The sequence below is a fragment of the Actinomyces sp. oral taxon 180 str. F0310 genome (assembly GCF_000185285.1).
In the GTDB taxonomy this organism is placed as follows: Bacteria; Actinomycetota; Actinomycetes; order Actinomycetales; family Actinomycetaceae; genus Pauljensenia.
In genome coordinates this window covers 2,326,611-2,350,088 of record NZ_GL622194.1, presented here as the reverse complement: position 1 = coordinate 2,350,088, position 23,478 = coordinate 2,326,611, and the positions used below count along the sequence as shown (strand labels likewise).

At 62.4% G+C, this 23,478-nt stretch carries 21 protein-coding genes and 2 pseudogenes; 18 read left to right on the top strand and 5 right to left on the bottom strand.

Annotated elements, in window-relative coordinates:
- Window positions 1-33 precede the first annotated feature (33 nt).
- The gene (locus HMPREF9006_RS10020; RefSeq protein WP_034231806.1) at window positions 34-1,494 is read right to left on the bottom strand and encodes a sensor histidine kinase; all 1,461 of its coding nucleotides are present in this window, start codon (window positions 1,492-1,494) and stop codon (window positions 34-36) included.
- A gap of 99 nt (window positions 1,495-1,593) precedes the next feature.
- Between HMPREF9006_RS10020 and HMPREF9006_RS10015 the strand changes: the two genes are divergently transcribed.
- From HMPREF9006_RS10015 to fumC, 6 genes are all read left to right on the top strand, one after another.
- Window positions 1,594-2,076, top strand: coding sequence for a DUF2505 domain-containing protein (locus tag HMPREF9006_RS10015; RefSeq protein WP_009213494.1), 483 nt, complete (start codon window positions 1,594-1,596; stop codon window positions 2,074-2,076).
- A gap of 81 nt (window positions 2,077-2,157) precedes the next feature.
- Window positions 2,158-2,583 carry an OsmC family protein gene (locus HMPREF9006_RS10010; RefSeq protein WP_034231804.1) on the top strand — a complete coding sequence of 142 codons (426 nt, stop codon included), beginning with the start codon at window positions 2,158-2,160 and terminating at the stop codon, window positions 2,581-2,583.
- A 1-nt stretch (window position 2,584) separates the two neighbouring features.
- Window positions 2,585-3,388 (top strand): thymidylate synthase, encoded by an 804-nt coding sequence (locus tag HMPREF9006_RS10005; RefSeq protein WP_009213492.1) that lies wholly within the window; start codon window positions 2,585-2,587, stop codon window positions 3,386-3,388.
- The gene (locus tag HMPREF9006_RS10000) at window positions 3,385-3,918 is read left to right on the top strand and encodes a dihydrofolate reductase (protein ID WP_009213491.1); all 534 of its coding nucleotides are present in this window, start codon (window positions 3,385-3,387) and stop codon (window positions 3,916-3,918) included. Before HMPREF9006_RS10005 ends, HMPREF9006_RS10000 begins: the two co-directional genes overlap by 4 nt.
- Before the next feature lie 83 nt (window positions 3,919-4,001).
- Window positions 4,002-5,324 carry an MFS transporter gene (locus tag HMPREF9006_RS09995; protein WP_034231802.1) on the top strand — a complete coding sequence of 441 codons (1,323 nt, stop codon included), beginning with the start codon at window positions 4,002-4,004 and terminating at the stop codon, window positions 5,322-5,324.
- 77 nt (window positions 5,325-5,401) lie between these two features.
- On the top strand, window positions 5,402-6,811 hold the full coding sequence (fumC, locus tag HMPREF9006_RS09990) for a class II fumarate hydratase (protein ID WP_009213489.1): 1,410 nt from the start codon (window positions 5,402-5,404) through the stop codon (window positions 6,809-6,811).
- Between the two features lie 459 nt (window positions 6,812-7,270).
- Here the strand turns inward: fumC and HMPREF9006_RS09985 are convergent, their stop codons facing one another.
- Window positions 7,271-8,071 (bottom strand): sulfite exporter TauE/SafE family protein, encoded by an 801-nt coding sequence (locus HMPREF9006_RS09985; protein ID WP_009213488.1) that lies wholly within the window; start codon window positions 8,069-8,071, stop codon window positions 7,271-7,273.
- A gap of 135 nt (window positions 8,072-8,206) precedes the next feature.
- On the opposite strand from HMPREF9006_RS09985, the gene HMPREF9006_RS09980 reads away from it, so the two are divergent.
- Window positions 8,207-8,755 carry a hypothetical protein gene (locus tag HMPREF9006_RS09980; RefSeq protein ID WP_009213487.1) on the top strand — a complete coding sequence of 183 codons (549 nt, stop codon included), beginning with the start codon at window positions 8,207-8,209 and terminating at the stop codon, window positions 8,753-8,755.
- Window positions 8,756-8,854: 99 nt separating this feature from the next.
- Here the strand turns inward: HMPREF9006_RS09980 and HMPREF9006_RS09975 are convergent, their stop codons facing one another.
- The gene (locus HMPREF9006_RS09975) at window positions 8,855-9,166 is read right to left on the bottom strand and encodes a TfoX/Sxy family protein (RefSeq protein ID WP_009213486.1); all 312 of its coding nucleotides are present in this window, start codon (window positions 9,164-9,166) and stop codon (window positions 8,855-8,857) included.
- A 243-nt stretch (window positions 9,167-9,409) separates the two neighbouring features.
- Here HMPREF9006_RS09975 and HMPREF9006_RS09970 point away from each other — a divergent pair, with 243 nt between their 5' ends.
- The 8 genes and pseudogenes from HMPREF9006_RS09970 (at window position 9,410) to HMPREF9006_RS11055 (ending at window position 18,615) form a co-directional block, all read left to right on the top strand.
- Window positions 9,410-9,952, top strand: a complete 543-nt coding sequence (locus HMPREF9006_RS09970) for a hypothetical protein (protein ID WP_009213485.1) — start codon at window positions 9,410-9,412, stop codon at window positions 9,950-9,952.
- Between the two features lie 235 nt (window positions 9,953-10,187).
- On the top strand, window positions 10,188-12,944 hold the full coding sequence (locus HMPREF9006_RS09965) for a DNA methyltransferase (protein WP_009213484.1): 2,757 nt from the start codon (window positions 10,188-10,190) through the stop codon (window positions 12,942-12,944).
- Window positions 12,941-14,926, top strand: coding sequence for a DEAD/DEAH box helicase (locus tag HMPREF9006_RS09960; protein ID WP_009213483.1), 1,986 nt, complete (start codon window positions 12,941-12,943; stop codon window positions 14,924-14,926). The genes HMPREF9006_RS09965 and HMPREF9006_RS09960 overlap by 4 nt, the downstream gene beginning before the upstream one ends.
- A gap of 2 nt (window positions 14,927-14,928) precedes the next feature.
- Entirely contained in the window at window positions 14,929-16,131 is a 1,203-nt protein-coding gene (locus HMPREF9006_RS09955; protein WP_009213482.1) for a GIY-YIG nuclease family protein, read from the top strand.
- A 532-nt stretch (window positions 16,132-16,663) separates the two neighbouring features.
- Window positions 16,664-16,801: a hypothetical protein gene (locus HMPREF9006_RS10980; RefSeq protein WP_009213481.1), complete on the top strand. Its 138-nt coding sequence runs from the start codon at window positions 16,664-16,666 to the stop codon at window positions 16,799-16,801.
- A 39-nt stretch (window positions 16,802-16,840) separates the two neighbouring features.
- Window positions 16,841-17,869: a glycoside hydrolase family 66 protein gene (locus tag HMPREF9006_RS10975; protein ID WP_232209882.1), complete on the top strand. Its 1,029-nt coding sequence runs from the start codon at window positions 16,841-16,843 to the stop codon at window positions 17,867-17,869.
- Window positions 17,803-18,294 (top strand): annotated as a pseudogene (locus HMPREF9006_RS10970) (glycoside hydrolase family 66 protein); the annotation flags it as partial. The gene HMPREF9006_RS10975 and the pseudogene HMPREF9006_RS10970, both read left to right, overlap by 67 nt.
- A gap of 51 nt (window positions 18,295-18,345) precedes the next feature.
- Complete coding sequence (locus HMPREF9006_RS11055; protein ID WP_332248106.1) at window positions 18,346-18,615, top strand: RICIN domain-containing protein; 270 nt, start codon at window positions 18,346-18,348, stop codon at window positions 18,613-18,615.
- A 129-nt stretch (window positions 18,616-18,744) separates the two neighbouring features.
- Here the strand turns inward: HMPREF9006_RS11055 and HMPREF9006_RS09945 are convergent, their stop codons facing one another.
- The gene (locus HMPREF9006_RS09945; protein ID WP_009213478.1) at window positions 18,745-20,850 is read right to left on the bottom strand and encodes a hypothetical protein; all 2,106 of its coding nucleotides are present in this window, start codon (window positions 20,848-20,850) and stop codon (window positions 18,745-18,747) included.
- A gap of 239 nt (window positions 20,851-21,089) precedes the next feature.
- Between HMPREF9006_RS09945 and HMPREF9006_RS09940 the strand changes: the two genes are divergently transcribed.
- Complete coding sequence (locus tag HMPREF9006_RS09940; protein WP_009213476.1) at window positions 21,090-21,641, top strand: NAD(P)H-dependent oxidoreductase; 552 nt, start codon at window positions 21,090-21,092, stop codon at window positions 21,639-21,641.
- Between the two features lie 97 nt (window positions 21,642-21,738).
- On the opposite strand, the gene HMPREF9006_RS09935 is transcribed toward HMPREF9006_RS09940, so the two are convergent.
- Window positions 21,739-22,056, bottom strand: coding sequence for a TfoX/Sxy family protein (locus HMPREF9006_RS09935; protein WP_009213475.1), 318 nt, complete (start codon window positions 22,054-22,056; stop codon window positions 21,739-21,741).
- A 440-nt stretch (window positions 22,057-22,496) separates the two neighbouring features.
- On the opposite strand from HMPREF9006_RS09935, the gene HMPREF9006_RS09930 reads away from it, so the two are divergent.
- Window positions 22,497-22,802, top strand: coding sequence for a hypothetical protein (locus tag HMPREF9006_RS09930; RefSeq protein WP_009213474.1), 306 nt, complete (start codon window positions 22,497-22,499; stop codon window positions 22,800-22,802).
- A 17-nt stretch (window positions 22,803-22,819) separates the two neighbouring features.
- Window positions 22,820-23,478, top strand: a pseudogene (locus HMPREF9006_RS10775) (hypothetical protein); the annotation flags it as partial.

The window sequence follows — 23,478 nt, the reverse complement described above, 5'->3', positions numbered from 1 at the left end:
TCCCCGGCCTCGTTCATGCCCGACGCGCCGCTCCTACGCCGGATCCAAGTTCGTCACGAGCGTGACGAGGGTCCCTCCCCCTTCCCGGGGAGCCCACTCGATGGAGCCGCGCAGCTCCCCGCGCACCATCTGGTGAACGATCTGCGTGCCCAGGCCACTCATCGGGGTTCCCGGGACGAAGCCCACGCCGTCGTCGGCGACTGTCACCGTCATGACGAGTCCGTCGCGCTGGGCGCACACCTCGATGCGCCCGTCGCGATCCGCCAGTCCGTGCTCGACCGAGTTGGCGACCAACTCGTTGAGGACCGTGGCCAGGGCCTGCGCCTGATCCGCCGAGATCGTACCGAAGCGCCCCTTCGTGACGACGTCAACCCCGTGATCCGTGGATGCGATGGCGCCCGCCATGCGCACGATCGTGCGCGCCACCTCGTCGAAGTCGACGGATTCGTCAACGTTTTGCGACAGAGCCGCGTGCACGGTGGCGATCGCCTGCACGCGACGTTCGGCCTCGGCCAGAGCGACCTTCACGGGCTCCTCTGAGGAGCGGCGCGACTGCAGGCGCAGCAGCGCCGAGACGGTCTGCAGGTTGTTCTTGACGCGGTGGTGAATCTCGCGGATCGTCGCGTCCTTCGTCATGAGCTCCTGCTCGTGACGGTGCACCTCGGACACGTCGCGCGTCAGAATGACGGCGCCCAGGCGCTTGCGTCCATTGACGAGGGGAAGTGCCCTCATCGTGATGGTTGAGGCCCGCGCGGTGATCTCCACTCGCCAGGATGCCCGGCCCATGACGACGACGGCCATCGATTCCTCGATGAGGGACTCGTCCCCGATCACCTCGGTGATCTCCTGGGCGAGCACCTTCCCGGTCACATGGGAGCGGATTCCGAGTCGGCGCAGGCAGGACACGGCGTTGGGGGTGGCCTGCTGGACCCGCCCCTCGGCATCGATCAGGAGGGCGCCGTCCAGGACTCGCGGCACTCCGTGGGAGGTCACCTGCGGCGTCGAGTCGTAGGGGTACTCGCCGCGCGCCATCATCTGACACAGGGTGTCGGCGGCCGCCACGGTCCACCCTTCGAAGCCGAGGGACAGGCGCGGGCTGGACAGGTTCGCTTCGCGCGTGACGACCGCGATGATGCGCCCCTCGTGGCACACGGGCACGCAGGTTTCCATCATCGAGTAGGTTCCCGCCCAGCGCGCGGAGGGAGAGCGAACGACCTGCCCGGTCTGGATGGCGCGCCGCAATTCGATTTCGCGAGCCGCCGGCAGGTGCAGGCCGATGATGTCGTCGACGTGGACGGTTGTCGACGTGGCGGGACGGCAGTGGGCGGCTGCGATGAAGCGGCCGTCGTCGGCTGGCAGCCACAGGACGAGGTCGGCGGCCGCCAGGTCTGCCAGCACCTGCCAGTCGGCAAGAAGAAGGTGCAGCCAATCGATGTCCTTCTCCGACAGCGGTGTCGAAGATGCTTCTTCAGCTAACTGCATGAGACTACGCATGGTTCTACTCTAAGGGGAGAGGAGCAACTCAGTTGGTCCTTACGTTGTAAATGAGCGCCGGGCCACGATTCGGCGTCGGTCACTCGATGGAGGACACCCGTGGAGTTTACGCAGTCGATTTCCTACCCCGCGTCGGCCGACGAGGTCGTCGCCATGTATCTGGCGCCCGCCTACCTGGAGCGGCGTTTCGGCGCCTTCCTGGTGGAGGGCAGCGCGCGGATACGCGTGGAGGGCCAGCGCATCACGCTTGACGGCGAGTGTCGGCCCGAGCTGATCCCGGCGGCCGCCGCCCGCTTCGTCGCCTCGCCCCTGCGCGTGACCTTCACGGAGGAATGGGCCAGCGACGAGGCCAGGGCGCGCTCGCGCTCGTCGGTGACCGTCGATGGCGCACCGGTGTCTGTGGAGGCCACCTCAACCCTGGCCGCCTCGGAGGGGGGATGCACGCGCGAGGTCGTGGGATCGGTGTCCGTGCGCGTGCCGCTGCTGGGGGGCCGCATTGAGCGCGAGGCCGTTGCTCGCCTGGGCGGTGTTGCAAACCGGGAGGAGGAGCTGGCCGCCGCCTGGCTGGAGGAACACCGCTAGGCTCTTCGCTGTGCGAAAAAAGTAGCCCCTACCGCCTCCCCTGGCGGGCACGGAACGCCCTTTGGCCCCACAATGGAGGCTATGAGTGATACCCCCAAGTCCCTGTACATGCAGCGAACGGGCGTGCGTCAGTACGTCGCCCGCAACCAGGACGGCGCCGAGATCCGCGTCGGGCACGGACCCGGCATGTTCTCCCCCGGCGACCTGCTCAAGCTCGCGATCGCGGGCTGCAACGCCATGAGTTCAGACGCGCGCCTGGCCGCCCGCCTGGGCGATGATTTCTCGCAGTTCGTCGGAGTTTCCGCCTCCTACGATGAGGACAACGATCGCTTCACGCACGTGGACGTTGAGCTGGTTCAGGACATGTCCGCGCTGAGCGAGGACGAGGTCGCTGACCTGCTACGACGCGCAGAGGCCGCCATCGCGCGCAACTGCACGATCGAGCACTCGGTTGTCGACCAGGCCCTGCCGGCCTCGCACACCTGGACCAACGAACAGGTCGACTGACGTGGCAGGCGTGGACCGCCAGTACGAGGATCTCCTCGCCCGCATCATGAGCGAGGGAACTCCGAAGGGGGATCGCACGGGGACGGGCACGCGTTCCGTCTTCGGCGCCCAACTGCGCTACGACCTCTCGCGTGGGTTCCCGCTGATCACGACGAAGCGCGTACACGTCAAGTCCGTCGTCGGCGAGCTCCTGTGGTTCCTGTCCGGCTCCTCGAACGTGTCCTGGCTGCAGGAGCACGGGATCCGCATCTGGAACGAGTGGGCTGACGGCAACGGTGATCTCGGGCCGGTGTACGGCGTGCAGTGGCGTTCGTGGAACGCCGGGGATGGACGACGCATCGACCAGATCTCCTCCGTGCTGGAGACGCTTCGAACCGACCCCGACTCGCGTCGCATGGTGGTCTCCGCGTGGAACGTCGGCGACCTGAAGGAGATGGCGCTGGAGCCGTGCCACGCCTTCTTCCAGCTGTACGTGGCCGATGGTCGTCTCTCGCTGCAGCTCTACCAGCGCAGCGCGGATATGTTCCTGGGGGTCCCCTTCAACATCGCGTCCTATTCGTTGCTCACTCACATGTTCGCCCAGCAGGCCGGATTGGAGGTCGGCGACTTCGTGTGGACGGGGGGCGACTGCCACATCTACTCCAACCACACGGAGCAGGTGCGCGAGCAGCTGAGCCGGGACCCCTACCCCTTCCCCCGGCTGGAGCTGATCAAGGCGCGGTCGATGTTCGACTACTCCTTCGAGGACATTTCGTTTGCGGGATACCAGCACCACCCCACCATCAAGGCCCCGGTCGCGGTATGACGAAGCTGGCGGCTATCTGGGCCCAGGACCGCGGCGGCGTCCTCGGGACCGGCACGTCCATGTCGTGGCGTGTCCCGGCGGATTTCCGCCATTTCAAGGAGTCCACGATGGGCTGCCCGATCGTGATGGGGCGGCGCTCGTGGGAGGCGCTGGGCGGGGCACTGCCGGGCCGCACGAACATCGTGGTCACCCGCTCCCAGCGATACGAGGCCCCGGGCGCTCACGTCGCGCACTCGGTGGAGGACGCGCTGGACCATGCCCGCGCCGTCGCGCAGGAAACGGGCGCGCCCTACGTGTGGATCACGGGCGGGGCTCACCTGTACGCGCAGACCCTGCCACTCCTGGACGAGGCGGTCATCTCCGACCTGGACCTGGACGTGGCCGCGAGCGCCCCGCAGGGGACGACCTTCGTGTATGCCCCCGCCCTGGATCCCTCCCTGTGGCGACGTGACGAGGAGCGTAGCGACACCGACTGGCGCGAGATCTCCGGGGACGCTCGCTGGAAGGTGACCACCTGGGTTCAGCGCTAGCAGTTTCTTCGAGCTCGCCGCTTCGATCCCCCGTCCCCGGCTCGGCCCCGCGCATCTCGCGGGGCCTCGTCGTAGGATGCACTGTGCCTTCCTCTCCGTTGCTGACCAATCCGACGCTGCGCGCCCTCGTCGCTATCGCCCTGTTCACGTACACGGCGCAGAACATGCTCAACGTGTCGATCGCTCCCCTGTCTCGTGCGCTGTCCCTGCCCGAGTGGATCGTGGGGGCCGCCGTGTCGCTGGCTGCGCTGGCGGTGACGGTCCTCAGCCAGTTCTGGGGTCGGCGTTCGATCGCGTGGGGGCGCAGGCGCGTCATCCTGTGGGCGCTCGGCCTGGCGCTGGCGGCCGGAACGATCTTCTCGGCGGCCGTGTGGGCGCGCGCTGGCGGCGCGATCGGTGCGGCCAGCGCGGCCGGGGCGATCATGGTGGCGCGCGGGCCATTCTTCGGTTCGGCTGTCGCCGCGATTCCTCCCACGGGTCAGGCCCTCGTCGCCGAGGTGACTCCCGACGAGGCCTCGCGCGTGCGGGGAACCTCCGCTTTTTCCGGCGCCATCAACCTCTCCGTCATGATTGGTTCCCTCGTCTCCTCCGCGCTGGGCGCGTGGTGGATCTTTGCTCCCGTCCACGCCACGCCCCTCTTCGTCCTGGTTGCACTGGGCATTGCGTTGGCGTGGCTGCCGCGCGACGGGGATGGCTCGCGACCGGCGAGGCGCCTGCCCGGCGTCGCGCGCGATGCGGGGCGGGCAGGGCATGTACGCCCGGCCTCGTCGGGGCCCCGGGCCGACACCTCGCAGGCGGACGCGGCCCTGCCGCCGCGCGTGGGGTGGCTGGATCGGCGCATCGCCCCGTGGATCGTCTCCGTGTTTGGCATCTACTTCGCCAACGGCGTCGTTCAGATCACGATGGGGTTCGTCGTGCAGGATCGCGGCGCGTTGGATCCCACCCGCGCCGTGCCGGTGACGGGAGTGATGCTGCTGGCCAACGCGGCGGGCGCGATGCTCATGCAGCTGATCGTGGTCCCCCGCCTGGGGTGGGGGCCTCGCTCCCTGTTGCGCGCGGGCATGACGGCCGCCCTCGCGGCGCTGGCCTGCCTGTCTGTCGCGCCGAGCCTGTGGGCGGTGGGCGCGTCGACCTTCGCTCTAGGCGTGGCCTCGGGCATGGCCTCCCCCGGCTACGCGGCCGGCGCGTCCCTGTCGGTGAGCGCGCGCGAGCAGGGCGGCATCGCGGGGATCATCAACGCGACGGGGGCGATCACGTGGATCGTGGCCCCCGTGTCTGCGACCGCCCTGTACGGGTGGGCCCCTCTGTCGCCATTCCTCCTCGCGCTGGCGCTCCTGGTGTTGTCGTGCGCGTGCGCGTGGTGGCTGCTTGCCCGCGTGGAGCTGCGTGCGCGCGTCAGCGACTAGGACGAGTGCCCCACGCCACGGGGCGCGCGCGGCGCTATCCTAGGGGGGTACGTAAGCCCTACGCGAAGGAGCCACTTGTGGCACAAGTTACCCGTACTGAAACCGACTCGATGGGAGCCGTTGAGGTTCCTGCGAACCGCTATTGGGGCGCTCAGACGGAGCGTTCGCTGCACAACTTCGACATCGGACGTAACACGTTCGTGTGGGGCCGCCCGATGGTGCGTGCCCTCGGTATCCTGAAGAAGTGCGCGGCCCTGGCCAACGCCGAGCTGGGTGAGTTGCCCGCCGACATCGCGGGCTATATCGCCCAGGCGGGCGACGAGGTCATCTCCGGCAAGCTGGACGACAACTTCCCGCTCGTCGTGTTCCAGACGGGATCGGGCACTCAGTCCAACATGAACGCCAACGAGGTCATCTCCAACCGCGCCATCGAGATCGCGGGGGGCCAGATGGGCACGAAGGCCCCGGTTCACCCCAACGATCACGTCAACCGCGGCCAGTCCTCAAACGATACCTTCCCCACGGCCATGCACATCGCGGTCGTCTCCGAGCTGCACGACATGTACCCGCGCGTGCGCCAGCTGCGCGAGACGCTGGATAAGAAGGCCAAGGAGTTCGACGACGTCATCATGGTGGGCCGCACTCACCTGCAGGACGCGACGCCCATTCGCCTGGGCCAGGTGATCTCCGGTTGGGTGGCGCAGATCGACTTCGCGCTGGAGGGCATCGAGTACGCGGATTCGCGTGCGCGCGAGCTCGCCATCGGCGGCACCGCGGTGGGCACCGGCCTGAACGCCCACCCGAAGTTCGGTGAGCTCACCGCCAAGAAGATCTCGGAGGAGACCGGCATCGACTTCAAGCAGGCGGATAACCTGTTCGCCGCGCTGGGCGCGCACGACGCCCTGGTGCTGGTCTCGGGCGCCCTGCGCGTGCTGGCCGACGCCCTGATGAAGATTGCGAACGACGTGCGCTGGTACGCGTCGGGTCCGCGCAACGGCATCGGCGAGCTGCTCATTCCCGAGAACGAGCCGGGTTCCTCGATCATGCCGGGCAAGGTGAATCCGACGCAGTGCGAGGCCATGACGATGGTCGCCACCCAGGTGTTCGGCAACGACGCGACGGTCGGCTTCGCCGGCTCGCAGGGCAACTTCCAGCTCAACGTCTTCAAGCCCGTCATGGCCTGGAACGTCCTGGAGTCCATCCGCCTGCTGGGCGACGCCTGCGTGTCCTTCGACACGCACTGCGCGTACGGGATCGAGCCGAACCGCGAGAAGATTCAGCACAACCTGGACATCAACCTCATGCAGGTCACGGCCCTGAACCGCCACATCGGCTACGACAAGGCCTCGAAGATTGCGAAGAACGCGCATCACAAGGGCCTGTCGCTGCGCGAGTCCGCCCTGGAGCTCGGCTTCCTGACGGAGCAGGAGTTCGACGCGTGGGTGGTTCCCGCCGACATGACGCACCCCAGCGCCGCCGACGAGTGATCCACAAGTCGCGCTAGCGGCTGACGCTTCGGCCCCGGTCTCGTGTGAGGCCGGGGCCGCTTTCTGTGTTCGGGTGCCGGTGGGCGATTGGCGCGCTCACCCGCTGTCGTTGGCACCCGGAATCCCCTCTGTTGTCGCTTGCGGCTGCCCGTCGTGCCTCAGCGCTTAGCTACTGTGCCACTGCGGTTGCCCGCTGTTACGTCCGCCCTCTGCCCCTCTGCTGTTGCTGACCGCCTTCCTGCTGTGCCCATCGCCTGTACTCGCGGATAGGTTACGAAAACACGGATAGGTTACGAGCACGCGGATAGGTTATTAACCTATCCACAAGCGTCTAACCTATCCACATGCGTCTAACCTATCCACATGCGAACAACCTATCCGTGAAGAGCCTACCCCGGCGACTCCGCGGTGGGCTACGCAACGAGGCTCGCGGCGCTACCTGGCCGAGGCCTCGGCCCCTTAGATCTGAGTGCGCGCCTTCTTACGTATGCGCACGATCGTCAAGGCGATGATGGTCAGCAGGAACATGTTGAAGAGGATCGCGCCCACGCTCGGGGACACGAGCGTCGCGACGAGGCGTCCAACGGGGGCCGTGGCCGCGGCGGATGCGCCGACGATGAGGCCGACGCGCAGGTCGACCATGCGGTGGCGTAGGTTGGTGACGGTGCCGGCGATGCCGGTGGGGATCATGACGAGGAGCGACGTGCCGCGCGCGATGAGGTCGCCCGCACCGACGGCGAGCTCCATGCCGGGCACGATGACGGATCCGCCGCCCACACCGACCAGGCCAGAGAGAATGCCGGCGCACAGGCCGACCAGGATCATGAGGGCGCACGAGGCCGGGGTCAGCGAGACGGTTCCCTCTCGCGTGGGGACCTGCAGGTATTGGGAGACAATGACGAAGACCGTGAAGCCGATGAGGATCCAGGGCAGGGCGGGTGCCGGGAGGCGACGCAGGAGCCACACGCCGATCTGGGAGCCCGCGAGCGCGCCGACGACGAGGAGGGCGGCGCCCGCCCAGGAGACCTCGCCGTGCAGGGCGTAGGTGCCCGAGCCGACGGCGGCGGTAACGATGATGGCTGCGAGGGACGTGGCCGAGGCGCGGCGTTGATCCATGCCCAGGACGGCCATCAGGGCGGGCACGATGACGAGGCCGCCTCCCACCCCGAAGAGTCCGGAAAGGAAGCCCGCGCCGACGCCCGTTGCAATGACGAGGAGAATGCGGCGCAGGGTGAGGGGCTGGGAGTCGGTATTGGCCATGCTTCTACCGTAGTACTGCGCCGTTTTCTCTTCGGGAACGGGGCTTCACCCCTCACGACATTCGTGTGCACGCCCTGTTCATGGAGCCCGCGGGCAGCTCGACTTCGCGCCTGAGAGCTCCGTTAGGATGGGGGCATGACAGATACGCGTGACCCACGAGGGATTGTTAACTTCTTTGTCCGCTACCTGGTGCTCCACGTGATCTTCCTGGTCGGGCTCCCGCTCTCCTATGCTATGGACCTGGCCCTCATCTACTTCTTTGGCTTCATGGGCTTCTTCACCTTCTTCCAGGTGTTGATAGCCGTCACCCGAAAGTTCCTCGACAAGGCGGGATCGTGGAAGCCTGTCGCGATCGCGGGGGCCGTATTCTCCGACGTGGCGGTCCTGTGGTGGCTGGGAAACATGCTGGGAGGCGCACTTGACGGCTCTTCTGACTGGGGGCTTGTGACCGCGTGGCTGCCCTACCACTTTGTCGCTGCATTCTTCGGGTGGGGGCTCCGAGAGATCTTCCACTGGTTGGCCCCGCAAGACGCTGCCACGCCCAGCGCCTCAGACAGTCCCGCTGAGCCAGCCGCTTTCGAGGACCCGGGCGAATCCAACGATGCAGACGCCCCAACGAGTGCCCCCGCGACCGCCGACACCGACACCGACACCGACACCGACACCGACACCGACAAGCAGTAGTCCATGTTCTCGGGAGCGGCCTCGACCGCTCCCCTACCACCAGACAAAACGCACAACCCTGCCCCGGCCTCGTCCATCACGAGGCCGGAGGCACGTCTACTATTTCTTCTTCTTCGGTGCAGGTAGCTCCTCCCACATGGCCGAGACCACGTCGCACAGCGCATCACGGTCCTCGATCTCGACGAGGAGCATCTCCTTCGCACCTTTGTAGGGGGTGGCGCGTGGGGCGTCGGGCAGGAGGCGCTTGGAAGCGGGCGTGACCTTGAGCAGGAAGCGGTCGTCGTAGATGCCGCCGACGACCTTGCCCCGGTAGTAGAGGACGTATTCGCCCATCATCTTGCGGTGCGCCACGTTGTCCAGCTCACCCAGCAGGTCGAGCACGAACTCCAGGTATTGGTTGGTGGACGACATCGTTCATCCTCGCTTTCCCACTCAACGACACGCTCGCCTGATCCTGCGCTGCATTCAGCGGCCGCCCTCTTTTATGGCGTGTGAAAACAGTGTAGGAACCTTAGATCGGGCCCGCTGACCGCGTTCGTTCATTGATCAACGAGGCCGGGGCCGGGATTGGAAGCAGGGCGGGCTAGTATCGCCGTGATTCTAGGGTCTTGAGAGGCTGGGCCTCACGTCTGAGAGCTCCGTTACGATGGGGGCATGACAGATACGCGTGACCCGCGAGGGATTGTTACATTCATCGTCCGGTACCTGATGCTCCAAGTGGGCCTCCTGGTCTTGCTCGTACTCTCCTTGTCATCCAGCCTTGTTCTGTTGACTTTCATCTGTCTCATGGGCTTCTTCACCTTCTTCCAGGTGTTGGCGTCCATCTCGCGGGATTTTCTCGACCGCGCCGGATCGTGGAAGGCTATCGTGATCGCGGGTACTGTCCTCACCGACGTACCCATCCTGTGGTGGTTGGGACGACTGGTGTCTGGCATCGCCGGCAGCGGGTCCGACTGGTGGCTCGTGACTTCATGGATGCCCTTCCACTTCTTCGCTGCCCTCTTCGCGTGGGGGATCCGCGAGACGATCCGCACGGCAGGCGCTCAGAATACTGCCGTGTCCAGCGCCCCTGCCAGCACCGTTGAGCCTGGCGACAGCGAGAACCCCAGCGATCCCGAAGAGGAGCATGACGTCCCAACGAGCGTCCCCGCGACCGCGGAAGCCGACGTCGACACCGACAACCGGCAGGTCGGTTGATTATGCGCAGTTCCGATAGCAGGTCACATCACCGCCTGCTGACCTCTACACGCAAGCTCCAAAACACTGACACCAGACGGATTGGTAGCAAAGAGCGTAGGCTCCGTAACAGACAAGCAACCGGGCGTATCGGCTCAGGCAAGGCGACTCGCGAAGTGCCACCACTGCAATCGACGCGCGAAGACAGGTACACCGTAACTAACATTAGACTTACATGCAGCAAGGAGGATGCTCGATGGCACGCTTTACACTCAAGGACATTGAAACTCGCGTCGCCCCACTAGGGGATCAAGCAACCTATGATCGTGAGTTCCTCTTCAACCTTTTGGCCGCTTACGGCAAGCCGAAGAGCTCTATCACCCGTCTACGCAACGGTTCGTTGAACGTAGCGGCAGACCCCACTTGCGAAGTAGCTCTAAAGAACGTGGTCTATTTCCGCGAGATTCCCAAGGCCACAGAAACATCCCTATTGGAAGCCGGAGAGCAGCTGCGCACCGCTGCTCACGTGCTTCGCTACACCCCACGCTTCATCATGGTCACCGACTACACCACGCTGATCTCGTGGGATGCCAAGACCGGTGAGAACATCGTTTTTCCCTTGCGGGAGATCGCCAAGCACTTCACATTCTTCCTACCTTGGGCAGGCATGGAGAAAGCCCAGTACGTGGCAGAAAGACATGCGGACGTTAACGCTGCCGAACAGATGGGGAAGCTCTTCGACGAGCTACTTAAGGCCAACCCAATTGTCACGAAGGACGAGACCCAGCGCCACGGCCTCAACGTATTCTTCACCCGCCTGTTGTTCTGCTTCTTTGCGGAAGACACCGGGATTTTCACAGACAACCAGTTCACTAACGCAGTAGGCTCTCACACCCAAGAGGATGGTTCTGATGTCGACATTTTCCTCACGGGCCTATTCAAAGCACTGGACACTGAACGCTCAGAGGATAAGCCCGCATACCTCGCAGGCTTCCCCTATGTGAACGGACGACTTTTCAGCACTGATCACTCACTGTTCGTCCCCACGTTCACGAAGGCCGCACGCGCCATGTTACTGGGGCTGGGCACATTGATCTGGCAAGAGATCAACCCGGACATCTTCGGTTCCATGTTCCAGGCAATCGTCACTCCCGGAAAGCGCTCAGACCTTGGTCAGCACTACACGTCCGTTCCCAACATTCTAAAAACCATCGAACCACTGTTTCTTGATGACCTGCGCAAAGAATTCGACACAGCATGGGACAGCGCAAAGAAACTCGAGGACCTACTCGATCGCATTTCTGAAATACGCATATTTGACCCGGCGTGCGGAAGCGGCAATTTTCTAGTCATCGCCTACAAAGAGTTGCGTCGGCTAGAGCATGCAATCTTAGAGCGTCTAGCGGATCTCGACCCCTCCCACAACACCCTGTTCACGGACTCAGTGATCAGCATTGAACATTTCTATGGCATTGAAATCGATGATTTCGCTGTGGAGGTTGCGATCCTTTCACTATGGATCGCCAAGCACCAAATGAATCGTGAGTTTAAGGATAAGTTCGGTACCACCATCCCACTTATCCCATTGAAGGAAGCCGGGGCTATCCATGCAGGAAATGCCACCCGAATCGACTGGAACACCATCTGCAAAAATGACGGTAGCACTGAAATATACCTCATTGGAAACCCGCCTTACGGCGGAGCAAAAAAACTCAAAGCAGCTCAAAAGCAAGACTACGATTACGCTTTCGGCGACCGCCCCTACTCAAAAAACCTGGACTACATTGCTCTATGGTTCATCAAGGGGGCAGCCTACATCCGCCGAACCCAAGCACAACTCGCATTTGTAAGCACAAACTCCGTGACCCAAGGCGAACACGCGGGCCTCATGTTTCCCATGATTCTCGAGATGGGGCTTGAGATCGGCTACGCATACACCTCCTTCAAATGGGAAAACAACGCTAAGCGCAACGCAGGCGTAACCGTGGTGGTCGTCAGTTTACGCAATATCACCAACAAACAGAAGTATTTGTATTCCGAACATATCCGAACACAGGTAACAAATATTAACGGATACCTAATTGACGCTGATGATATCTATATCAGAACACGCAAACAAGATCCTCTTACTCGGTACCTACCCACTATGAAGTTCGGCTCTATGCCGCGTGATGGAGGAAATCTCATCCTTTCTGAAACTGATCTCATTGACTTAAGAAATACCGACCCACAGGCAGAACGCTTCGTTAAGTCCTATTGCGGAGCGAAGGACTATATTGACGGAAATCAACGATACTGTCTGTGGATTGCGGATACGCAGGCACAAGAAGCGCAGGCATCCCCCTGGATTTCACGCCGTCTGCGCGCAGTTTCAGAATACCGACATGCCAGTGACGCATCATCCACTGCCAAGTATGCGGACAGACCACATTTGTTCGTGCAGCGAGCATACAAGCCTACCGACTCCATCATTGTTCCACGCCATTCCTCGGAACGACGCAAGTATGTCCCCATCGGTTACCTCGGCCCTGATACCGTGATTTCAGACGCAGCAAATGCTGTCTACGAAGCCGAGCCTTGGTTGTTCGCATTGCTGACCTCGCGGATGCACATGGCCTGGCTCGGAACTGTCGGCGGAAAACTCGAAACACGGTATCGTTACTCGAATACGCTAGTCTACAATAACTTCCCCGTCCCTCCACTCACTGACCAGGTGAAGGAAGCCCTCACACAACGTGCATTCCGTGTGCTCGACGTGCGCGAATACCATTGCGAGTACACGTTGGCTGAGCTGTACGATGATGAAAAGATGCCCGAGAATCTGCGCCGAGCCCACGCGGACTTGGATGTTGTTGTGGACCGCATCTACCGGAAGCGCCCCTTCGACTCCGATGAGGAGCGGCTCAGCCTGCTCTTCGACCTCTACCAGCAGATGAGCGCTGAGGAACTACCCACCCAGCAAGCGGCTACAGCCACCAACAGATCCCGCCGCACCCGAAAGGCACAGTCATGAGCACCCATATTGAGGACTTCACGAACATAGTCGATGTGACCTACGCCCAGAATTGTTCATCGGTAAACACCGATGAACTAGGTATGCGAGAGATGCAGGCCAGGGTATTTGCAGAACGGGCTTCTCAGTACCTCCTCGTGAAGGCGCCCCCAGCGTCGGGGAAGTCGCGTGCCTTGATGTTCGTGGCACTGGACAAACTGTACAATCAGGGCATCAGGAAGGTCATTGTCGCAGTACCCGAGCGTTCTATCGGCGCTTCCTTCGCCAGTACAGACCTAACGACCTACGGATTCTTCGCCGATTGGCGCGTTGAGGATCGAAACAACCTGTGCACGCCCGGTTCCAGCCAGTCCAAAGTACAAGCATTCGTGGATTTTTTGGAGAATTCAGATCCAGTCCTTGTGTGCACCCACGCAACCCTGCGGTTTGCCTTTGAGAAACTTCCACCGGAAGCTTTCAACGACTCTCTATTGGCCATCGACGAGTTCCACCACGTGTCCGCCGACATTGAGTCCTCACGTCTAGGTGCCCTACTCCGAGACGTAATGACGAAGTCCACCGCGCATATCGTGGCCATGACTGGCTCCTACTTCCGCGGGGATAGCGTTCCGGTGCTCCTGCCAGAGGACGAAGCCAAGTTCACACCGGTTACTTTCAACTATTACGACCAGCTCAACGGATACCGGTATCTCAAGCACCTGGGGATCGGCCACCACTTCTACCAGGGCCGCTACACCGATGCGATCCATGAAGTGCTGGACCTAGACAAGAAGACAATCGTCCACATCCCCAACGTGAATTCCGGCGAGTCCACCAAGAACAAACTCGAAGAAGTCGGTTTCATCCTCGACGCCATCGGCACCGTGGAACGCACCGAACCCAGCACGGGGATTATCGAAGTGCGGCGCCGCGATACCGGTACCGTCGTTCGCGTAGCAGACCTGGTGGACGACACGGATCAGAATGCGCGAGCAAACACCCTGCATTACCTGTCCACTGTGGCCTCGAAGCAGCGCGATGCCGTTGACATTATCATCGCACTCGGGATGGCGAAAGAGGGTTTCGACTGGCCCTTCGCAGAGCATGCTCTAACGGTCGGATACCGTGCTTCACTGACAGAAATAATCCAGATCATCGGGCGCGTCACTCGCGACAGCGAAGGCAAGAGCCGTGCTCAGTTCACGAACCTCATTGCAGAACCCGACGCCAGCCAAAACGAGGTAGCGGTAGCGGTAAATAACATGCTCAAAGCGATCACCGCATCGCTGCTCATGGAGCAGGTCCTCGCTCCCAACTTCTCTTTCAAGGCCAAGCAGGGTAATGACGACGCCTCCGAACCGGGGACATTGCGAGTCAGGGGCTTCAAAGAACCATCCACTGCACGGGTCAAGCAGATCATCCAGACCGACCTCAACGATCTCAAGGCTAACATCCTTCAAGACGACAACTTCGCACGGGCTGCTGCAGGGAGCGTCGACCCTCAGTCGACCAACAAGATCCTTATCCCCAAAATCATCAGGCAACGCTACCCAGACCTCACCGAATCCGAGGTTGAAGAGGTTCGCCAGCATGTAGTCATAGACTCCGTCATTAAGACAGGTGAGGTGAAGGAAGTCGGAGACAAACGTTTCGTAAAGCTGGCTAACCGATTCGTGAACCTCGACGAGTTGAACATCAATCTCATCGACACGATCAATCCGTTCCAACGTGCTTTTGAGGTAATTTCCAAAACCGTCACGCCCAACGTGCTGCAACTGATCTCGGACACCATCGCCGCTACGCGCCTGGATATCGCTGTCGAAGAAGCACTCGAAGCATTTCCACAGATCCAGCACTGGGCGAAAGTCAACGGAAAGCGTCCCGACCGTCGTTCTGAGGACGCAACCGAGCGCTACTATGCCGAGTGTCTGCTGGTATTGCGGCGTTTCAAACAGGAGAGCGACCGGCGAAGGACTCAGGAGAGCGCAGGCCAGGAAGACTGAGTATGAGCGAGGACAACCGCAACCTTGAGGCGCTACTCGACGCTGCCATTGCCAGTGACGAGGACGGACTCTTAGAGGAACCAACAAAGAAGCATAAGCTCACCAGAGAAGACCGCCTGGGCCAAGGCTTCCTAGAAATCGCCAAATTTTACCGCACCCACGGACGCCGCCCAAGCCCCCACACTCATGACATTGCCGAACGCCGCCTGGGAGCACGCTTGGACGGCTTCCTAGCCGACGAAGTTCGCGCTGATGCGGTGGCGGACCTTGATGACTTCGGCCTGCTGGACCCTGAGAGCGCTCCGAAGAACGTCGATGAGCTTCTCGCCCACGATGATCTCGATCTATTGGGCGGCGACGATGACATTTTCGATCTGACTACCCTCCCCGCGAGGATCGTTACAGACAAGGATGTGGAGGTCGCCAAACGCAAGAAAGCACGTGATTTTAGACAGTTTGAGAACCTCTTCAAAATCAAGCACGCCGAGCTGGCCACTGGCGAAGCAATTCTACGCAATTTCAGCGGCGTCTCAACCATCAGACAAGGCAGCTTTTTCGTGCTAGGCGGGGTCATGTTGTTTGTTTCTGAGGTAGGTGAGCGCGACTATAAGATGAGCGGAGGCTCCTCTCGGCCCCGTGAACGCCTGCGGGTAATTTTTGAGAACGGCACCGAATCCTCAATGTATCGAACCTCATTGGCTATCCGACTGGCCGAACAGAACGGCAGGGCAGTCGTTCCGGCCGATCATGTCCTGTCTTTAGACGAGCTGGGGGACGCTGATATTGAGACCGGACACATTTACGTATTACGCTCGCTGAGCACGGACCCGCAGATCGCTGGTCTAGAGCACCTTCACAAAATCGGCTTCTCGACAACCCCGGTCAGTCAGCGCATCAAAAACGCTATCAACGAGCCTACATACCTGATGGCACCCGTTGAGGTTGTGGCCGACTATCGTGTCTACAACGTGCGCCCCTCCGCTTTGGAACGCCTAATCCACCGTATCTTCTCCGATGTACGTCTCAACCTCAGCCAGGTGGGCCCCAATGGAGAGATCTACAATCCCTCCGAGTGGTTCATAGTCCCCATCGATGCGATCGACCAGGCCATTGAAATGACCGTCAATGGCGACATCACAGATTTCACCTACGATCCAACAACTCAGACCTTCATCTACAGGGGAAGTGGAGGAGACCGCGGTTAGCTCTCATATAGGTTTCTGACTCGTATCCGTCGAATTCCTATAATGAATCGCGGAGCGCAGACACATAGCATAGATTCGCGCAGAGGTCTTCGCCATGCGCAGCTCCGGGAACACTACACAGCCCCGGAGCTGCACTCCAGAACGAATTTAGTCCCCGGCACGTCCTATTTCCACACAACCCAACCCCGGCCTCGCCAATGAACACAGGGCGAGCGAAACAGACTCACAAAACCGAACTTTTCAGAACACTCTCCCGAGGCTACCCAGTTAGACACTTTCAGAAAATAAGGACAGGCTCTTGCGCAGACAAGCGAGCAAAACAGCAGCTCGCGAACGCACAACACCTTGCAAATACTCAGAAATTCAACCTGTCCACGATTTTACTTGTCCGTACTGCGGGACATTTTCGCTCAGCACCACCATATTGTCGGTTAATTTACTAGAAGTCGCTTTACCGTTGAATGGGCGCATTTTCACGCGCACAACTCCCCCACCGGGCAGTCCCGTCAACGATTCCGAGGACACACACGTCATGGAGACACGACATCCCCTGACCATCCCCGCCGCCATCGTGCTGGGCACCGCGGTCGTCGCCACCGCTGTGCCCCTGCCGACCAGCACACCGCCCACCGCCACCGCCACGGGCACGGCACACGTCACCCGCGCCTAAACGGACAAGTCCACGCATGAACCGGGCACACAGGCGACGATCACGGCCGAGGCCTCGACCGGGGGAACCGTCCACTTCTCCGTCAGCCACCTCGGCGTCGAGGTGGCCTCGGGCGACGCCACCGTGACGAACGGCAAGGCCACCTGGGCCTACACGACTCCGAGCGAGAACAACCAGGGATACCTCGTCACCGCGACCGGAGGGGACGGCACGCACGCGGAGACCGCCATCGACGCCTCCACCAGCTGGACGCGCTTCCCGCGCATGGGTTTCCTCTCCCACTTCAAACCCGCCGCCCCCGAGGGCACGGACGGGCACACCACCTACGAGGCGTTCCTCTTCCAGAAGCCTCAGGACTACATCGACAAGCTCAGCCGGGACTACCACATCAACGCGCTGCAATACTACGACTGGCAATACCGCCACGAGCAGCCCGTCGCCACCGGCGACCTCGAGAACAAGTGGCCGCTGTGGTACCAGAACACCTACGCGTCAAAGAAGACAATCACCGACTACGTCACCGATGCGAAGAACGCCAACATGGGCTCACTCGCCTACTCGATGGCGTACTCGGCTAACGACGGCTACGACACGAACACCATCAAGGACGACTGGCGCCTGCGTGAGGACAACGGCTCCTATTGGGTTCACGACCTCGCGGGCGGCTCCGCCGTCACCTTCACCATCGACGCCGGTCAGGGTGGCACGTTTACGTTTACGACGCTCTACGCCAGGCAGGACAGCGATCCCGCCTCCCACCAGATGATCCTCGACGTGGGTAAGACCGGGCAGCAGAAGCTCATCAAGTACGTTCACTTCGACGCGACGGGCAGCGACTACACGTGGAAGGACATGACGGAGACCCTCGAGCTCACGCCCGGCACCCACACGATCTCCTTCTGGTCCCTAACGACAAGAATTACACGCCCGTCAACATCGACTGCATCACCTTCCGTGAGTTCAACGCGGACTCCGTCAAGCTCGCGGACGCGGCGTTCGCGGCGAACGGCGCGCACCACCTGGAGCTCGGCGACTACGGTCGCATGCTCGACAACGAGTTCTTCGTGAGCTCCGGCCGTTCCATGTCCGCGGACCTGCAGGCGTGGCTGAAGAACTACTACAACATTTCCACCGCCTACGAGAATCTGCTCTTCGGCGATAACCTGACGCGCAAGGAACGCCAGGTCGAGGTCTCGACGAACGGCGTAAGCCTGCCGACCTCGACGGACGGAGCCTCGAACACGATCTGGGCGAACACAATGACGTCCAACGCGGGCACGGCCCTGCACCTGATCAACCTGCGCACCAACGACAACGAGGGCAACGACGAGTACTGGCGTAACGCCGCCAAGCAGATCCGGCCCTTCGACAACACGTCCGTCACCTACCACCTGGAGGACGGCGAGCAGGTCCCCGGTTCGATCTTCGCCGTCAGCCCTGACGACGACGGCGGCCGCCCGACGCCCCGCGACTTCACGACGGGCACGGATGAGCAGGGTCGCACGACCCTCACGTTCAACGTGGGTCGCCTGTCCTCGTGGGACATGGTGGTCTTCTCCCCCGCCACCTACGCGGATCGCGCGGCCCTCGCGCCTGCCGCAGTGGACACGTCCGACAATGCAGCTGCGCCCGACGCGGATGACGCGGCCCTGGTACCCGCGACGATGGTCGGCCAGCTCAAAAACCGCGCGTCCGGCCTGTGCCTGACGATCCCGGGCGACACGACACGCGATGCCACGCAGGTGGTCATCTCGCAGTGCTCCGACTCCTCCAAGTCGCAGCGCTGGACGCTCACAGACACCTCCGGGCAGTAACTACCCTTCCTCTCCTCCCCGGCGCGGGCACAGCCGGGGAGGACGCAGTGCCCGCGCGCTGCGCACAAGACTCGGCCCCGGCCTCGTCGATTCATGAACGAGGCCGGGGCCAAGTCGCATCTACAACGCTCAGTTGGTCTTCGTGTTGGTCAGGTGACGCCCGATATAGCCGATGTAGACCTTGTTCGTCTTTTTCGTGTCCGCGTAGTAATACATGCGCGGTGCCCTCTGATTACAATGCGTCGGCGCAAAGTGCGCCCACATCTCGATATAGCCGCGCGAATCAACCGCCGTAGGAACCGGCAGCATACGTTCAAGCCGCATCTTTCGCTTTGTCTTAACGGTGTGCCCCTCATTGCGCTTGTGCCGCTTGAGGCCACACGTAAAATACCCCTCTGGCTGCGCTAGCAAATACTCCTCGACATCCCCAGCAGCGAAGTCACCTGTCTCGCGAGCGCGCATATAATCGCGCAGCACGAGGATGTAGTTCCAAAACTCAGCCGCGTAGTGGCTTTCCGCCAGCTCATCGAGGGCGAGAATGTCATCCATCATCTTGTTGGGGGCGCTCAGTTCAACGTAGCGCGTGACCATCTCGTAGCCGCCCTGAGTCATCCGATCGAAGAGCTCCGACATGCTCTTGGGCGAATCAGTCAACCACGAATCGTCAACCTCCTCGCTTTGGTCGCCCACGTCGGGATGTCTCACCTTCCACTCGAGGCGGCGATTCTTCTTACTGAGGTTCTCCCTCTCTTGCTGAACCACTAGAAGCTCTTCTACGAGCGTCTTCCGCTCCTGTTTAAGTTCTTCGATGTGCTGGCTCTGGCGCGATGCTTCTTCCAGCAGTTCTTCCGCGGCCTGCAGCTCGTTTTCAAGCTCATCACGGCGCGCGGCGAGTTGCGCATGCTCGTCATTCATTGCATCCAGGCCGCTCGAGAGGGCGGCGACACCGCTCTCCAGCTCGGTGTGCGAACGCGGATCAAAAGACGGCAAGAAGCGGCGAATCAGGCGGCGTAGCGGCTCGTACCACGCCAGCTGTCGGGACTCGCTACGCTGCGGCGCTGGCTCGGCCACCACGGCCCTACCGCTCGCCTCGGATACATGCGCCCCAGGTGCAGCACCCTCCGGCTTCACCGGTTCAGGCTTACTCGACTCCTCGACCGTCAGCCCCGTCTCGTGAGAGAGCGCGGACAGAGACTCGGCGACCCGCTGGCGCACCCTCTCGTCGAGCAGCTCCACCGTCCTTGTCACCTCGCGCAGCGGATAGAACGTGGGCACCGTGAGGCGTTTCTTGTCCAGGGGCGCTTGCGCGCGGCGCAGTTCCTTGTCCAGGCCGTTCTCCCACAGGTATTCGCAGGGGGTGCGCGCGATAATCGCCGACAGTTCAGGGCGAAAACGCTTTCTCTTCTCGTCATAGCCGCGCAGGAGCGTAGGAGCGGTGAGAACCCGGTGGCGAAGCCTGTCCGCAGGCTCCTCGGGATTAAATCCGGGCAGGTAGGTGCGCAGGCTCCCCTTGGGCATGCCACACCCCTGCCCGATCCCGGCGCGGAACTCACGGTAGGCGTCGGGCGTGAGGAGGAAGTAGGACGCACAGCCGAGCGAGTCCCGAGTCAGCGAACCAAGAATGTCCTTCCATCGGCATTCCGCCACGAGGTCCCCTTCTCCGCTCCCGTCCGTGAGCGGCGCGGCCACGACGACGGAGGCACGCCTGCGTTCGTCACGGATCCAGCCAATCAGCTCCTCGACCTGGCGGTCGTCGGAGACGGATTGAAGAGATTCCGACAGCGGCATCCCACGGTCATAGCAGTGACCCTCGCTGATGAGATCGCGCACCAGCCGCGGGGGCTTCGCGTCCCATTCACTGTCGTGCGGTGGGGTGACCTCGATCCAGACCACATCCCGATAGTGTGACTCTTTGGTCGCGTGCATGGCGAAGATTCGCGTCGTCCACTGCTGGTGGCCGTCGCCTGTGCGTTCGACCATTTCGAGGAGTTGACGTTCGTAGTGCTTGTCCTCGGAGGTCTCCGTTAGTTTCGTCGCGACGACATCCGCGATACCCCCCATCCGGGATGTCAGCTCACCGAATCGGTAGATACCCTCCTCGTCGCACTCAATGCGCGCACTCCTCCCCTCCAGTGGGTACTTGTTGTGCGCCCACTCGTGAAAGAGGCGGTCGGCGGTGAGCAGAGCGCCTTCCTTGCCGTCCAGTTCCACAATTGCCCTGTAGCCACGCGCCATCGCATTACTCCCAGTTCGACGTTGTTAGAAGCAATATGCGGACCAGCATACACCTACCGAATAACCATGGCAGCAACATGAAGAAACGAATCTCGTTCGCTACCCGCACGCAAAACCCGGGCCTCATTGAGGCCGCAGCTGCCACCGCTAGCGGCACGGTTCTCGTGAACGCGGTGCACCCCCTGTTGTTCTCGCGCGCGAGGAGTTAGGCTCGTTGGTATCAGAGAGAGGAATCCATCGTGGCAAACATCCTGATCGTGTCGGCGCACCCGCGCCTTGAAGTGGACTCGGTGGCGAACAAGACCATCGTGGAGGAGCTGTCAAAGCTGCTGCCGAACGCCGAGGTTGATCGTCTCGACGAGCTCTACCCCGACTACGTGATCGACGTGAGCGGCGAGCAGGCCAAGCTGAGGAACGCGGACGTCATCGTGTTGCAGTATCCGCTGTGGTGGTACGGCTGGCCGGCTCTCCTTCAGAAGTGGGTGGAGGACGTGTTCGTCCGCGGCTTCAGCCACGGGTCGACGGGGAACGCGCTGCGCGGTAAGAAGCTCGTGGTCTCCGTCACGACCGGGGCCCCCGAGGCCTACTACGGCGCGGACTCCGTCGACATCAACGCGCTCCTGACCCCCGTGACGGCCACGTGCTCGCTCACCGGGATGGAGTACGTGGGCGCCCTGTGCCTCTACGGCGTCTCGTATGCAAACCGCTCGGACGAGGCGTTGCTCGCCGACATGGTGTCCCGCTCCCGTGACCACGCCGGGCGCGTCGCGGAGCTGGTCGCACATCTCTAAGAGTCCGCGCGCCGGTGCCGGGTGGGCGGGGCGGGCCTCGTCCGTCCCGAGGCCGGGGTGCCGCGCCCGAGAGCGTGTTCGCGCGCGGTGAGCGTTCCTACTTCTTGGCTCGCTTCTTGACGGCGGGCAGCTCCTCCCACATCGAAGTGACCACGTCGCGCAGCGCCTCGCGGTCCTCGGTCTCGACGAGGAGCATCTCCTTCGCGCCTTTGTAGGGGATGGCGCGGGGCGCGCCCGCAAGGAGTCGCTCGGAGGTGGGTGTGATCTTCAGGAGGAAGCGATCGTCGTAGATGCCTCCCACGACCTTGCCCCGGTAGTAGAGGACGTACTCGCCCATCATCTTGCGGTGGGCCACGTCGTCCAGCTCGCCGAGTAGGTCGCGCACGTGCTCCAGGTATTCGTCGGTGGACGCCATGTTTCCCCCTTGTCCTTCCGTGTCGGCGCGCTTGACGGGCTGACTCGAGGCCGCGCGTGCGAGAGCGCCCCGGGCGGGCGTCGGGCGGGCACGCCCACGCCCCGTTGAGTCACAGCGTAGCCGACATGATCTGCGCCCGCGGCCGCTTGACGACTTGCCGAAGCGGCCGCGTGGCCTCGTCCGTGACGCCTGGCCGCGCCCACAATGACCCCCGCGTAGCGCTTTTGTCTCGCCGCGTGTTTCGCCATATGCTTGCACCATCCATCTTTCTCTCGCGATGCCCCTTCGCGAGATTCACAGGCACAGGAGGCGCGCGTGAGCGACGTGGGTTTCGACTCCCAGAAACATGAGCAAACCAGGCAGGATGTCCAGCAGGGGGGGCAGGCCTAGAGTCAGCTTCCACGGCCCTTCAGTCCCTTGCTGATGCCCAGTCCGAGGACGTGTGGGGCAACGAGGTCGGCGTCGCTGCAGCGCGCGAGCAGCTCATTTCCTTCCTCACGCTCGCCCGGAAGGGCTTTGTCAAGGAGAAGGGCGGCTACGAGGACTTTGGTTCCAAGGTGAATCGGGCCGAGGAGGATTTCACGCGGACCGAGGAGGCGGCGGCTGGGCAGTTGGCGTCGGCGGGCGCCGCCATGAGCTCCAACGCGGCGATCGCTAACGCCGCCGCGGGGGCAGGCTCCGCTGGCTCTACCGGCACTGCCCCCTCTGGCGTCCCCAGTGCCGTCGGCGATCAGCCCGAGCTCTGAGGCGAGGAGTAACGACCATGGCACACAGCCCGATGTACCACCGCCTCATGATGTTCGTGAAGGCGGCCGAGAGAAACCTGCAGCTGGAGCAATACGACGACCTGCACAGCCAGGTCATCACTGGCCTGGACGAGGCCTCGGAAAGCTACCGCCACTACCGCGCAAACCAGGGTTTCGAGGGCGAGACCGGCACGGCGATCGATGGTTGGCTGGAGCAGGGAGACCAGCGTCTGGACAGTCGGCGCGACGCCTACCTGCACGGCGCCCAGATGTACACCGAGATGCGTCGCGTGATGATGCATGCGCGTGAGGAGGCTGAGCGTCTGTCCCCGGTGTTGGTGGACGAGGGCTTGGATTCGTTGCGGGACGTGGCCCAGGTGACGATTCCGGTGATGAGGCACTACGGGATCTCCGGGAAGGTGGTCAGCGCCGTGGTCTCCACGGGCGCCGCCGTCTATGACGCGATCGCCGCGCAGGCCAACGCCCAGCGCGAGGCCAACGCCGCCGACATCCTGCAGCGCCTCAACGCCTCCATGCAGGGACTAGCCGACCAGGGGAAGGTCCTCACCGAGCAGCAGCGCAGGATCGATGTAGGCGATTCAAGCACCCCTATTCCTTCTCCGAGTTCAGGTCCTTCGTCCCCGTCGGTTGCTGAGCAGCTGCGTCGCGGTCACAT